Origin of the sequence: Rhizobium sp. 1399, from assembly GCF_031455475.1 — a bacterium.
Lineage (GTDB): Bacteria > Pseudomonadota > Alphaproteobacteria > Rhizobiales > Rhizobiaceae > Rhizobium.
Window position 1 is genome coordinate 261,082 of the sequence record NZ_JAVDSU010000001.1, and the last position, 12,500, is coordinate 273,581.

General features: G+C 62.4%; 11 protein-coding genes, 1 tRNA gene and 2 pseudogenes. 8 read left to right on the top strand and 6 right to left on the bottom strand.

Annotation, left to right across the window (positions count from 1 at the left end; all coding sequences use genetic code 11):
* Positions 1–72: 72 nt before the first annotated feature.
* Positions 73–483, top strand: coding sequence for a hypothetical protein (locus J2X71_RS01460; protein WP_113323120.1), 411 nt, complete (start codon positions 73–75; stop codon positions 481–483).
* A 95-nt stretch (positions 484–578) separates the two neighbouring features.
* On the opposite strand, the pseudogene J2X71_RS01465 reads toward J2X71_RS01460, so the two are convergent.
* A pseudogene (locus J2X71_RS01465) lies at positions 579–1,178 on the bottom strand (hypothetical protein); the annotation flags it as partial.
* On the opposite strand from J2X71_RS01465, the pseudogene J2X71_RS01470 reads away from it, so the two are divergent.
* Positions 1,178–1,321, top strand: a pseudogene (locus J2X71_RS01470) (TetR/AcrR family transcriptional regulator); the annotation flags it as partial. The pseudogenes J2X71_RS01465 and J2X71_RS01470 overlap by 1 nt on opposite strands.
* Before the next feature lie 19 nt (positions 1,322–1,340).
* On the opposite strand, the gene J2X71_RS01475 reads toward J2X71_RS01470, so the two are convergent.
* Positions 1,341–1,415 (bottom strand) — tRNA-Gln (locus tag J2X71_RS01475).
* Positions 1,416–1,573: 158 nt separating this feature from the next.
* Between J2X71_RS01475 and J2X71_RS01480 the strand changes: the two genes are divergently transcribed.
* Genes J2X71_RS01480 through J2X71_RS01490 form a run of 3 tightly spaced genes read left to right on the top strand, consistent with a single transcriptional unit; the run spans position 1,574 to position 3,248 of the window.
* Positions 1,574–1,870 (top strand): cupin domain-containing protein, encoded by a 297-nt coding sequence (locus J2X71_RS01480; protein WP_037105544.1) that lies wholly within the window; start codon positions 1,574–1,576, stop codon positions 1,868–1,870.
* A 2-nt stretch (positions 1,871–1,872) separates the two neighbouring features.
* Positions 1,873–2,787: an MBL fold metallo-hydrolase gene (locus J2X71_RS01485; RefSeq protein WP_310378320.1), complete on the top strand. Its 915-nt coding sequence runs from the start codon at positions 1,873–1,875 to the stop codon at positions 2,785–2,787.
* Between the two features lie 2 nt (positions 2,788–2,789).
* Positions 2,790–3,248 carry a DCC1-like thiol-disulfide oxidoreductase family protein gene (locus tag J2X71_RS01490; protein WP_310378321.1) on the top strand — a complete coding sequence of 153 codons (459 nt, stop codon included), beginning with the start codon at positions 2,790–2,792 and terminating at the stop codon, positions 3,246–3,248.
* Between the two features lie 104 nt (positions 3,249–3,352).
* On the opposite strand, the gene J2X71_RS01495 is transcribed toward J2X71_RS01490, so the two are convergent.
* On the bottom strand, positions 3,353–4,258 hold the full coding sequence (locus J2X71_RS01495; protein ID WP_310378323.1) for a DUF1499 domain-containing protein: 906 nt from the start codon (positions 4,256–4,258) through the stop codon (positions 3,353–3,355).
* Positions 4,259–4,484: 226 nt separating this feature from the next.
* Here J2X71_RS01495 and J2X71_RS01500 point away from each other — a divergent pair, with 226 nt between their 5' ends.
* Positions 4,485–4,874, top strand: coding sequence for a hypothetical protein (locus J2X71_RS01500; protein WP_310378325.1), 390 nt, complete (start codon positions 4,485–4,487; stop codon positions 4,872–4,874).
* Between the two features lie 105 nt (positions 4,875–4,979).
* On the opposite strand, the gene J2X71_RS01505 is transcribed toward J2X71_RS01500, so the two are convergent.
* On the bottom strand, positions 4,980–5,225 hold the full coding sequence (locus J2X71_RS01505; RefSeq protein WP_025669523.1) for a hypothetical protein: 246 nt from the start codon (positions 5,223–5,225) through the stop codon (positions 4,980–4,982).
* Positions 5,226–5,334: 109 nt separating this feature from the next.
* Between J2X71_RS01505 and J2X71_RS01510 the strand changes: the two genes are divergently transcribed.
* Positions 5,335–5,532: a hypothetical protein gene (locus J2X71_RS01510; RefSeq protein WP_310378327.1), complete on the top strand. Its 198-nt coding sequence runs from the start codon at positions 5,335–5,337 to the stop codon at positions 5,530–5,532.
* A gap of 73 nt (positions 5,533–5,605) precedes the next feature.
* Positions 5,606–5,881 (top strand): hypothetical protein, encoded by a 276-nt coding sequence (locus J2X71_RS01515; RefSeq protein WP_310378329.1) that lies wholly within the window; start codon positions 5,606–5,608, stop codon positions 5,879–5,881.
* Here J2X71_RS01515 and ppdK read toward each other — a convergent pair.
* Positions 5,875–8,541, bottom strand: coding sequence for a pyruvate, phosphate dikinase (gene ppdK, locus J2X71_RS01520; protein WP_310378331.1), 2,667 nt, complete (start codon positions 8,539–8,541; stop codon positions 5,875–5,877). The two genes, J2X71_RS01515 and ppdK, sit on opposite strands and share 7 nt — an antisense overlap.
* 441 nt (positions 8,542–8,982) lie before the next feature.
* Entirely contained in the window at positions 8,983–12,441 is a 3,459-nt protein-coding gene (locus J2X71_RS01525) for a chromosome segregation SMC family protein (protein WP_310378333.1), read from the bottom strand.
* Positions 12,442–12,500: the final 59 nt, after the last annotated feature.

Genomic DNA, 12,500 nt, shown 5'->3' on the forward strand with positions numbered 1-12,500 from the left:
GGCTTGGCGGGACAGGCGAAACCGCCGTGAAGGCGGCTTCGCAGCCACTGGCTAGATATCAGGGACGACACGATGAAATTCCGCACCATGACCGGGGCCGCCGCGCTTGCGATTGCGCTTGCCGGATGCACCACCATACCCACTCCCGGCGATCCGATCGAAGCACGCTGGGTCGGCCAGTCGGCCGGCAAATTCTTTGCCGCCTACGGCCCGCCGCTTAGCGACCGCGACGAAGGCTCGTCGACGATCTACAGCTGGAAGGGCGGCTACAAGACGGTGCGCGTTCCCGCGAAATATGCCGAAGGCGCCGATGGCAAGCGCGGCAAGCAGGTTGCGAGCGCCCGCACGCTCTACCTGCGCTGCCAGGCCGAAATCACCACCAATTCCGACTACACGATCCGCGACATCCGTACCGTGAACGATATTCCGGGCGTGAACGGCCCTTCCTATTGCGCAGAATTCCTGGCGCCGGAACAGAAGTAACGCGGTCTGTCAGAGATACAGATACAGGCGGCCAGAAGCCGCCTGTTTCATTTTCAGAGATCATCGCTGGGCCGTTCAACCGGCGAAGACTGGCTTTATGCCGCCTGCTCCGGCTGCGCCGCGGTTTCGGCCATTTTGCGCGCCGTCACAAAATCCACCTTGCCCGATCCGAGCACCGGCACCGCGCCGATGTTGACCTCGGCCGGCACCATCATATCCATGGCACCCTTCGATTTGGCGAAAGCGAGGAACTCGGCGCGGGTGGCAGTCGGCGCATCGGTCAAAAGAACCAGCCGCTCGCCCTTCTTTGCGTCCGGGATCGAGGAGACGACCGAAAGTGCGCCCGGCCATAATTCCGCAGCAAGGGTCTCGACGGCAGCAAGCGATATCATCTCGCCGCCGATCTTTGCAAAGCGCTTGGCGCGGCCACGGATCTTGACGAAACCGTCCTCATCAATGGTGACGATGTCGCCAGTATCGTGCCAGCCATCGACGAGCGGTTCGAGCACACCGGGATTTTCGGCGCGCAGATAACCAGCCATGACATTGGCGCCGCGAACGACGAGCCGGCCGCCCTCATCGATGCCAGGGACCGGTTCGAGCTTCCATTCCATGCCCGGCAGGATTTTGCCGACCGTGCCCGACTTGTTGTACATCGGCGTGTTGATCGAAATGACCGGCGCGGTCTCGGTGACGCGCCCGCACCTTGTTCGGCGCCGTTCACGGCGTCGTCAGCATCAGTCTCGAAGGCGGCTTCGTCGGCCTGCCCCCCGAGCGTCTTGCGCGCGAGGTAGATGAGCTTGTGCTGACTATTGCCGCAGGGGCAGCGAACAGGTGAACGGGTTGTCCGAGAGATGTGGCTGGGGCGCCTGGATTCGAACCAGGGGATGGCGGTACCAAAAACCGCTGCCTTACCGCTTGGCTACGCCCCACCAGAGCTGAAGCAAATGCCGCTTCGCCAAAACGTGGCCTGATTAGCAAAGGACTGTCTGCGCCACAATCACTAAGTTCACTGCGACGTCATATTTGTATGCGCTGTCACGTCGGCATGGTAGGACTTCAAGCATCGACACAGCCAATGGAGACACCGTTGAGCCAATATCGCGCCCGTCCGCCGGCGCTTGCGACGCTGATCCTCGATGATGCCGTCGTGCGCATCACGCAGTGGGATTTCGAGCCGGGTGCCGATACCGGCGTTCATACACATGGGTTCGGCTACGTGGTCGTGCCGATGACCGACTGCCAGTTCCTGATCGAGGATGCCGAGGGAAGCCGGCGGGTGGATATCGCCAAGGGCGCTGCCTATCGCCGCGAGGCCGGCACCGAGCACAATGTCGTCAATGCGGGCGACCAGCCCATGTCCTTCATCGAGATCGAATATAAATAGACATGTCCGGCGCGAACTTCGATCTTTTCTTCGATCCTGCTTACGGCCGGGCGGTTCCGGTCACAGCTGACATCCAGCGCCTGACGGCGAATAATCCGAGCCCTTTCACCTTCCGCGGCACGAACAGCTATATCGTCGGCGGTACATCGGTTGCCGTTATCGATCCGGGGCCGGAGGATGAGGTGCATTTCGAAGCGTTGATGGCAGCGCTTTCCGGCCGGCAGGTGACGCATATTTTCGTCAGCCACACCCATCGGGACCACTCGCCGCTCGCAAAACGGCTGAAGGAAAAAACGGGAGCGTTGACGGTCGGCGAAGGCACCCACCGTCCGTCGCGGCCGCTGCGCGAGGGCGAGATCAATCCCTTTGCGGAAAGTTCCGATATGGATTTCGTACCCGACATCGCCATCGGCGACGGAGAGACGATTTCGGGTGACGGCTGGGCGCTGACGGCGGTGCTGACGCCCGGCCACACCGCCAATCATGCGGCCTTCGCACTTGAGGGCCGCGGCATCCTGTTTTCGGCCGACCATGTGATGGCCTGGGCAACGACGATCGTGGCGCCGCCGGACGGCTCCATGGCCGACTATATGGCCTCGCTCGACAAGCTGATCGCCCGTGAGGACAGCCTGTTGCTGCCCGGCCACGGAGGGCCAGTGACGTCGCCTGCGCCTTTCCTGCGCGCGCTGAAGACGCATCGGCGCCTGCGGGAGCGCTCTATCATCGAGCGCATCCGGGGGGGGGACAGCACCATCCCTAGGATGGTCGAGGTGATATACCGCGATACCGATAAGCGGCTGCATGGTGCGGCAGCCCTTTCGGTGCTGGCACATATCGAGGACCTGATGGAGCGCGGCGAGGTAACAGCCGACAGGCCGCCTTCCCTCGTTGCGCATTATCGATTGGCAGGAGGCTGAGGATGGCCGCGCATTCGGATTACAGCTATCGCGGCGACCCTTCCGTACCCGCTTTCGCGGACGACAGGCCGCTGATCCTCTTCGATGGCGAATGTGTCTTCTGCTCCGGCTGGGTGCAGTTCCTGCTGAAGCGGGATAGGGAAAAACGCTACCGCTTCATCGTCGCCCAGACGCCGCTCGGCGAGGCGCTCTATCGGCATTACGGGCTGGAGACGCGGGACTACGAGACCAACCTGCTGCTCGACAGGGGGCGCGCCTATTATAAATCCGATGCGACGATCCGTATGCTGGAGGGACTTGGCATGCCGTGGGCTCTGGCCGGAATGTTGCGGATCGTGCCGCGGCGAATTGCGGATGTCGCCTATGGCGTTGTTGCGCGGAACAGGCTGAGGATAGCGGGGCGGCGGGAGAGTTGCATGGTGCCGACGGCTGAGGTGCGGGAGCGGTTTCTGGGGTCGTAGGTTTTAGTATGCCTCACCGTATCCCGGCCCTTCGCGCGGCTCAGGGCGTTCGGCCCTGTAATCGATCCACTGGATCGATTACAGCCGCTTTGCGGCACCGGGCCTCACCCACCCGCGATCCCCAGAAGTTCTGAATCGAGGGCACCAAGATATTGCTCGGCCTCTTCGGCGCTAAAGCCGAGGTCGTGCTGGCCGTATCGGGAGGCAACGCGGACGTCGACGAAGGTGGTTTCGGCCTCTTCGCGCAGACGGATGATGAAGTCGAAACGCAGACCGAGGATGAAGGTACGCGTCGTGCCCTGCAGGATCACGCCATTGGCGCCGCGGATCAGTTTCGCCACATCGTCCTCATAGGGGCGCGGCGTCGGCACGGGGATGATATCGGGCGAATCGGCGACACCGCTTTCGGGCTGCGCCGGAACGGGCCTATTTTCCAGTTCGCGGCCGGGCGTCGTGTCGCCTTCGCTTTTGGTGATGGTGATGCCGTTTTGCTTGGCGACCTTCTTGACGGCTTCGAGAACACGGTCGAGCGCGCCGTCGTAGCGGCGGCCCGTGAGTTCCGGATAGGCGACAAGCTGCCTTTCGCGGTCGGCGGATGTGACGACGGGATCGCGCGGCAGCCAGATCTGGTCTGCCTGCGGCGTCGACAGCCAGTCGGGTGCGGTGGCCGTATCCGTGGTCACGTCATAGATTGCCGGCAGAGTGAAATAGCGCTCCGCTGCAAAGGCACCGATACCGAGCGGAAAGGCAGCGTAAATGAGTGCCGCCAGCGCATTCAACCCGCCTTCGGCACCGGTCATCCAAAGGCTGCGAAGGCCGATAGCAGCCAACAGGGTCGCGAGAATCGCGCAGCCGACGGAAACGAGCAGCACCAGAATGAGATAGGGTGTCGCCAGCCCACCGAAGCGGTGGGCGATCAGCACCGCGACCGAAAGCACAAGCGCAAACGCCCCGAAGTGCCGCGAAAAGCGGGCAGCGCTGGAAACGGGACGATCGAAACGGATGGCCATCAAACTTACCAGTTGGTCGGCAGCGATGCATCGAATGCACCCGCTGCCAACGACTTTTCTAGTGCAAGATTCGTTTAAATTGAAACTCTTGTCTGAGCATTGCCGAAGCAATCCACTTCAAAGGCCAAATCAAAGCGCATACGATCTCCATAAGCTATTGCTGATATGCCGTAAAAAGGCCATTCTACCGGAGTCTCATGCACTTCCCACGAAACAGGAGAGACAGATGATCTCATCCGAGACGATGGAAAGGCCGCGAGCTTCTTCGCTTGGCGGCATCGACCGCGCCGAGCCGCTGTTGCCACTGGAACTGCTCGAACTCGAACTTTCGCTGGAAGGCTACGCCGATGGCGAAGCCGGCTTCTGCGAGGTGGTGCGCAAGGCGGCTACCGAAACCCGGGGCGAATTTCTCTTCGACCTGCCGGCGGCGGGGCTTGTGGAGGATTGCCGGCGGATCGCGGTTCTGCGCATACCGACATCGGACAAGAAGATGCGGGTGGTTCTAGCTCTGCTCGACCAGAACGGCACGGAAATCCGCATGCAGGCGCCCGATAAGGATACCGAACATCTGGTGCGTTTCGCCGATGCCTTCATCGAGGTTCTCGAGCGGATCTGAATTCTAAAGCGTGTCGCGATCTCTAGGATTCGCTCGCCACGCCTTAGCTCTTTGTTTTGCGCATGTCGTTGTCGCAAAACCGCTGCACACTTTGCGCGACATGCTTTAATCGCGGCCGGCTGCAGCTTCCGCCAACGAGCGGAAAGGAAATTTGCGGCCGCATTCGCATTTCAGCATGAATGTTTCCTGATGGACCGACGAGCGCTGCACGAAGAAGCCGCGTGGCAGCTGATCCACCTTGAAGTCGGGATTCTTGCGCTTGGCGTCGTCGATCTCGGAGGCTTCGGCAAAACCGCTATTGCCACATTGCGGACAGGTGAGTTTCTTCGAGAATCGATCGCGGATCGCCATGGTGCTCTTTCCAGTGCTGCTGTCTTTGCTCTTACATAGGAACGCATTGCAACGAAAGTGGAACCAAGCATGCATCCTGCCGTTCCTTCCTCAGTGAAGGAGGCGAATCATGCCGAAAAGAGATCCGATTCAGACGCCCGGCACAAAGGCGCCGCTTGGCCCGCAACCGACCCCTGATATTCCTGACCGCATTCGGGAAAAACCGCCGCTGGCGCCGGCACAGGACCCGAGCGACACGAAGAAGCCGGAAGGCCGGCCGCTTGACCCGGCGCTGCTGCCGATTGGCGACCCCGCGGGCGCGGCTTGATATCACAGTCAGGTTGACGGCGCCTGGCAGATGGATTTTCTTGGTCGGACATTCATGCTCAAGGAATAGACCGATGCGCCCATATGTTCTGCCGCTTCTCGCCGTTCTGGCCGCCGGGCTTGTCGCCTGCCAGACCCTGACGCCCGAGGAGCGCCGGGCACGTGACGAACAGACCTGCCTCGGCTACGGCTTCAAGCGCGGAACGGACGGCTTTGCCAACTGCCTGCAGCGCATCGATCTCGACCGCCGCGCCCAGGCCCGCTACGACAGCGACTGGGTTATGGCCGACATGGCCTATAATCTGAACGGTCCCTACGTTTATCCGCGCTACTATCGCTACCGTCACTGAGCGCCTGAAATCACCGCCTGCGCGGCTGCAAGCCGCGCAATCGGCACGCGAAAGGGCGAGCAGGAGACGTAGTCGAGGCCGATCGTCTCACAGAAATGGATCGAGGCGGGATCGCCGCCATGTTCACCGCAGATGCCGAGCTTCATGTCGTTTCGCGTGCGCCGGCCGCGCTCCGCAGCGATACGGATCAGCTCCCCTACTCCATCGAAATCCAAGGATATGAAGGGATCATGCTCGATGATGCCTTTGCGCTGGTAGGTCGGAATGAAGGCCGAGGCATCGTCGCGCGAAATGCCGAAGGTGGTCTGCGTCAGGTCGTTAGTGCCGAAGGAAAAGAATTCGGCTGCCTCGGCAATGACATGGGCGCGCAAAGCGGCACGCGGCAGCTCGATCATCGTGCCAACCAGATAGTCGATGCGCATCCTGGCTTCCGACATGACATCCAGTGCCACGGCATCGATCTTCGCCTTCACGTAATCGAGCTCCGAGCGCAGACCGACGAGCGGCACCATGATTTCGGGAACGACGGCCGCCCCCGTTTCCTGCGCTGCGGCAATCGCAGCCTCGAAGATGGCACGCGCCTGCATCTCGACGATTTCAGGATAGGAGATGGCAAGGCGGCAGCCGCGATGGCCAAGCATGGGATTGAACTCGTGCAGTGCGTCGACACGCTGGCGCAGGGCCGAAGGCTCCATGCCCATGGCATAGGCGACCTCGGCGATCTCCTCATCACTCTTCGGCAGGAATTCGTGCAGCGGCGGATCGAGCAGACGGATCGTTACCGGCAGGCCGTGCATGACGGTGAAGAGGCCGGTGAAATCACCCCGCTGCATGGGAAGGAGCTTGTCGAGCGCGCTGCGTCTGCCCTTCTCGTCTTCCGCCAGGATCATCTCGCGCATGACATGGATGCGCTCGCCCTCGAAGAACATATGCTCGGTGCGGCAAAGCCCAATGCCTTCGGCACCGAAGGAGCGGGCGGCACGGGCATCGGCCGGCGTGTCGGCATTGGTGCGCACAGTCATGCGGCGGGCGCGGTCTGCCCAGCTCATGATGCGGCCGAAATCGCCCGACAGTTCCGGCTGGATCATCGGCACTTCACCCTTCAGCACCTGACCGGCGGAACCGTCGATGGTGATGATATCGCCCCTCTTCAGCGTCACACCAATGCCTATCAACCGTTCATTGCGGGCGTCGATACGCATGGTGCCGGCGCCGACGACGCAGGGGATGCCCATGCCGCGAGCAACGACGGCGGCGTGGCTGGTCATGCCGCCGCGCGTGGTGAGAATACCTTCTGCGGCATGCATGCCGTGAATGTCTTCCGGGCTCGTCTCGACGCGCAGCAGGATCACTTTGCGACCTTCCGACTCTGCCTCAACGGCCTCTTCCGACGTGAAGACAATCTCGCCGGTGGCGGCCCCCGGCGAGGCCGGCAAGCCGGAGCCGATCACCTGGCGGGTGACGCGCGGATCGATGGTCGGATGCAGGAGCTGATCGAGCGTCGATGGCTCGATGCGCAGGACGGCTTCGTCCTCGGTAATGACACCTTCGTCCACCATGTCGACAGCGATCTTCATGGCTGCCCGTGTCGAGCGCTTGCCGGAGCGTGTCTGCAGCATCCAGAGCTTGCCGCGCTCGATAGTGAATTCGATGTCCTGCATATCGCGGTAATGGGCTTCGAGCTCGTTGCAGATGCGGCCGAACTCGGCAAAGGCTTCCGGCATCAGCTTTTCCATCGAGGGCTTTTCGGAGCCTGAGGCTATACGGCCCTCCTCGGTGATGCTTTGCGGCGTGCGAATTCCGGCGACGACGTCTTCACCCTGCGCATTGACGAGGAACTCGCCGTAAAGCAGCTTCTGCCCGGTCGAGGGATTGCGCGTGAAGGCGACACCGGTGGCCGAGGCATTGCCGAGATTGCCGAAGACCATCGCCTGGATGTTGACCGCCGTGCCCCAGGCTTCCGGAATATTGTGTAGCTGGCGGTAGGTAACGGCGCGTGCGCTCATCCAGCTGGAAAACACCGCGCCGACAGCGCCCCAGAGTTGTACCGCGGGATCCTGCGGGAAAGCCTCATCCAGCTCTTCCTCGATCAGCACCTTGTAGAGCGAAACGACATGCTGCCATTCGGAAGCGTTGAGTTCGGTATCGAACTCGTGGCCGAGGCGCCCCTTCTCGTCCTCGAGGATTTCCTCGAAGAGGTCATTGCCGAGCCCCATGACGACATCGGCATACATCTGGATGAAGCGGCGATAGCTGTCCCAGGCGAAGCGTGCGTCGCCAGCATCATGGCCGAGCGCCTGCACCGTCTCATCATTCAGGCCGAGGTTGAGCACCGTATCCATCATGCCCGGCATGGAAACACGGGCACCTGAGCGCACGGAAAGCAAAAGAGGCTGGTTGCCCGCACCGAAACGGCGGCCGGTGATCTCCTCGATACTCGCAATGCCCGCGAGCACCTGCTCCTTCAGTGCCCGATCAATCTTGCGACCGTTCTTGTAATAGGTGCTGCAAGCTTCGCTGACAATGGTCAGGCCGGGAGGAACCGGGAGGCCGAGGCTGCACATTTCGGCAAGATTGGCGCCCTTGCCGCCAAGGATCTCCTTGTCTCGCGCCCGGCCTTCAGCCTGCCCGTTGCCGAACGTATAGACCCACTTGGTCATCTTCCCCCCAACACCATTTCGGAGACCAGCTTAATCCCTTGGTGTTGAAATGAAAATCGACAAATGCGGCGAAATGTTGCGCCGCACAATAAATCCCTAACAGGATGCAAGATCAAACGATTGAAACTAATGGGACGCAGCGAAGGCGCACAAAAAAAGCTTTGCGGGACTGCAACAACGGTCCCGCAAAGCCTTGTTTCCGTCCGGCCAGGAAAACCGGACGGGGGGTCCACTTATGCCTTGTGATCTTCGGGGCCTATCCCCAACCCGAAGACAGCATTGCAAATATAACAGATCACAACGACCGATTGCTACTTATCCGTAACGGCGCGGTTGCGATAAAACAACTTCTAATGCAATGCGCGCAAAAGAGCATCACCCAAATGGGGTACGTACCCGATGTCAGGGTGACCTTTTTTGGTCTTTAATTAAAATGCGGCCTCAAGCCGTCTCACGGAGACGCTCTGCCGTCTGCAGATCGACCGAGACAAGCTGAGAAACACCCTGCTCCGCCATCGTGACGCCAAAGAGGCGATTCATGCGCGCCATGGTGATGGGGTTGTGGGTAATGATGACGAATCGGGTCTCGGTGGACGCCGCCATCTCGTCCATCAGATTGCAGTAGCGCTCGACATTGTGGTCATCGAGCGGTGCGTCCACCTCGTCCAGCACGCAGATCGGCGCAGGATTGGTGAGGAAGACGGCGAAGATCAAAGCCATTGCCGTCAGCGCCTGCTCGCCGCCCGAGAGCAGCGTCATGGTCTGTGGCTTCTTGCCGGGCGGGCGGGCAAGAATTTCGAGACCAGCTTCCAGCGGATCGTCGGATTCGATCAGTTGCAATTCCGCTGTGCCACCGCCGAAGAGGTGGGTGAAGAGGCGCTGGAATTGGGCGTTGACGACATCGAAGGCGGCGATCAGGCGCTCACGGCCTTCGCGATTCAGGCTCTGGATCGCGCCGCGCAGCTTGCGGATGGCATCGATGACGTCGTCACGTTCCTTGATAAGCGCTTCCAGCTTCTCGCTGAGTTCCTTCTGCTCCTCGTCGGCGCGCAGGTTGACGGCGCCCAAACGTTCGCGCTCGATCCGCAGCCGCTCCACCTCGCGTTCAACCTCGCGCGGATCCGGCAGCGTCTGCAGTCCCGGCCGGTCGGCAAGGCGCATCGCCTCATGGGGCTGCACGTTCAGTGTCTCACGAATGCGCTGTTCGCTCTCCTGGCGTTTCTCGCGTGCGGAGACCAGGCGCTCCTCGGCGCGGCCGCGGCGCTCGCGGCTTTCGGCAAGTTCGGAGAGCGCCGTCGCTGCCTTATGGTCCGCGTCCCGCTGCAGAAGTTCGGCCTGCGCCAAGAGATCGGCAGCGCCCCGGCGGGCTTCCTCGGCCTTCTGCAGCTCCGTCAGCAAGGCGCGGCGCTTGTCGTCGAATTCATCAGGCGCCATTTCAAGCTCGGCGGCCTCCTCGCGGGCCTCCTCCTCGCGCTCACGCAGCGTGGCGATGTGATCCTCAGCACTTGCAGCGCGCTGGCGCCAGGTCTCGCGCTCCTGGCCGATGGCGAGGATGCGGCGCTGGCGGGCGTCGTTCTCACGGTTCAGGCTCTCGTGGCGGGCGCGGGCTTCAGCAAGGGCGCCGCGATCCGTCGCGACCTCGGCCTGCTGGAAGCGCAGCCGTTCGTCGAGCGCGGTCAAGTCCGGCGCATCCTCCAGTTCGATATGGGCATTTTCTTCCTGAACGGCAACATCCTCGAGCTGCGCCTGCAACTGGCTGACGGCTTCGGCAATGACATCGCGGCGGCGGATGAGATCACCGGAGGCGCGCTCGGCAGCGGCAAGCGCATCTCGCGCCTCGGCCAGATGGCGGGCGGACAAGCGGCTCATATCGCGGGCTCCGGTGAGCCTGCGCTCCTCCTCGCGAATGGTATCGGCGGCGGCGGCAAGACGCTCCTCAGCCTCGGCCAGAACGTCGCGGGCAAGCTCCGCCTCGCCTTCCAGCTCGGCAAGGCGGTTCTTCTGGGCAAGGCGCAAGGCTGCAGCACTCGGCGCGTCCGCACCGGCGACGTGGCCATCCCAGCGATAGACGGCGCCGTCCTTGGTCACCAGGCGCTGGCCGGCTTTGAGTTCCTTCACCAGACGCGGCGCGTCGGCATCAGCCACCAGACCGATCTGGCGCAGGCGGCGGATCAGCGCCGCGGGTGCGCGGACATGGTTCAGCAGGGGCTCAGCGCCAGCGGGAAGCGCTGGATCACCAGAGCCATCGCCGTTTTCCGACCAGTGGGCAGGCGCATTCGGATCGAGCGGGGATTCGAGATCGTCTCCGAGTGCGGCACCGAGCGCCGTCTCGAAACCGCGATCGACCTTCAGCTCTTCGGCAACCGGCGGAAATTCGCCTGCCGCAGCACCTGCCAGCATGCGCTGGATGGTACGGGCCTCCGTTTCCAGCGCGTTGAGCTTGCTGCGTGCCTGCTCAACGGGAGTACGGGAAAGCGCTTCGGTCTCGCGCGCCCTGGCAAGCGCCTGCTCGACGGACTGGATTGTCGTCTCGGCCTCGGCCAGGGCGACTTCGCCTGCCTCGACCACGGCCCGCTTCTCGTCCGGGTCGGGCAGCGTTGCCATCTTCTGCTCGATGCCGGCGAGTTCGCGATTAGCATCGTCCATCTGGCGTTCGAGCCGCAGCTTGCGATCAGCGAGGTCGCGAATGGCGCGTTCCAGCTGATTGCGTCCGGCAGCAGCTTCAGCGCGCTCTGCAGTCAGGGTGGTGAAGATACGCTCACTGTCGGCGAGTTTGGCGGCCGCCTCTTCGAAAGCCTGCTGCGTCTCTTCGGCATAACGGCCGGAATCGGCCAGAATTTCAGCAATATCGGCCTCTTCGGCGTCGAGTCTTGCCAGGATCGTGGCGTTGTCGGCGACAAGCCGCTCCTCGCGCCTGATGTCTTCGGCAAGTTGGGCCAGGCGGCGAGTGAGTTCATCGCGGCGCCGCAGGATGCGGTTGGCATCCTCTTCGAGCTGGCTGCGGGCGATCTGCAGGCGCTGGAGTGCGGCAGCCGCTCTCGCCTCGCCTTCGCGCAGTTCGGGCAGCTTCAGGGCGGCGATGCCCTGGTTCTTTGCCGCATCCATCTGGATCTGCGCCTTCTCGGCGACAGCGACGGTTGCCTGGTTGAGCGCGCTGTCGGCCTCGGCTTCGGCCTCTTTCGCCTGCACCCAGCGGATATGCAAGAGCATCGCCTCGCGGGCGCGGATATCGGCAGAGAGCGTCTTGAAACGGTTTGCCTGGCGGGCCTGGCGTTTCAGGCTCTCGATCTGGCTTTCAAGCTGCGAGGTGACGTCATCCAGCCGCTCCAGATTGCTTTCGGCGGCACGCAGGCGAAGTTCGGCCTCGTGGCGGCGGGAGTGCAGGCCGGAAATGCCGGCGGCTTCTTCCAGCAACTGGCGGCGGGCCTGCGGTTTTGCGGCGATCAGCTCGCCGATGCGCCCCTGCCCGACCATGGAAGGAGAGCGGGCGCCGGTGGAGGCATCGGCAAAGAGCAGCTGCACATCCTTGGCCCGGCTTTCCTTGCCGTTGATGCGATAGATCGATCCCTGCTCGCGCTCGATGCGGCGGGTGACCTGGATTTCATCGCTGTCGTTGAAGGCGGCCGGCGCCGTGCGCTCGCCATTGTCGAGATAGAGCGCGACTTCGGCAGTGTTCCGCGCCGGGCGGTTTCCCGAGCCGGAAAAGATCACGTCGTCCATGCCGGACGCGCGCATATTCTTGTAGGAATTCTCGCCCATGACCCAGCGCAGGGCTTCCACGAGATTGGACTTGCCGCAACCGTTCGGCCCGACCACGCCCGTCAGCCCGCGCTCGATGAAGAATTCGGTCGGTTCGACGAAGGATTTGAAGCCGACAAGGCGGAGCTTGTTGAACTTCATGCCCCAGCCTCACGCTGCACATATGAAAAAACGGGCGCACGGCTTTCGCCGTCGCCCGC

Bases quoted from the DNA above. Each gene is read 5' to 3' on its own strand.
- J2X71_RS01525 (WP_310378333.1), bottom strand. From the start codon at position 12,441: ATGAAGTTCAACAAGCTCCGCCTTGTCGGCTTCAAATCCTTCGTCGAA.
- J2X71_RS01500 (WP_310378325.1), top strand. From the start codon at position 4,485: ATGATCTCATCCGAGACGATGGAAAGGCCGCGAGCTTCTTCGCTTGGC.
- J2X71_RS01485 (WP_310378320.1), top strand. From the start codon at position 1,873: ATGTCCGGCGCGAACTTCGATCTTTTCTTCGATCCTGCTTACGGCCGG.
- J2X71_RS01505 (WP_025669523.1), bottom strand. From the start codon at position 5,225: ATGGCGATCCGCGATCGATTCTCGAAGAAACTCACCTGTCCGCAATGT.
- ppdK (WP_310378331.1), bottom strand. From the start codon at position 8,541: ATGACCAAGTGGGTCTATACGTTCGGCAACGGGCAGGCTGAAGGCCGG.
- J2X71_RS01460 (WP_113323120.1), top strand. From the start codon at position 73: ATGAAATTCCGCACCATGACCGGGGCCGCCGCGCTTGCGATTGCGCTT.
- J2X71_RS01510 (WP_310378327.1), top strand. From the start codon at position 5,335: ATGCCGAAAAGAGATCCGATTCAGACGCCCGGCACAAAGGCGCCGCTT.
- J2X71_RS01515 (WP_310378329.1), top strand. From the start codon at position 5,606: ATGCGCCCATATGTTCTGCCGCTTCTCGCCGTTCTGGCCGCCGGGCTT.
- J2X71_RS01495 (WP_310378323.1), bottom strand. From the start codon at position 4,258: ATGGCCATCCGTTTCGATCGTCCCGTTTCCAGCGCTGCCCGCTTTTCG.
- J2X71_RS01490 (WP_310378321.1), top strand. From the start codon at position 2,790: ATGGCCGCGCATTCGGATTACAGCTATCGCGGCGACCCTTCCGTACCC.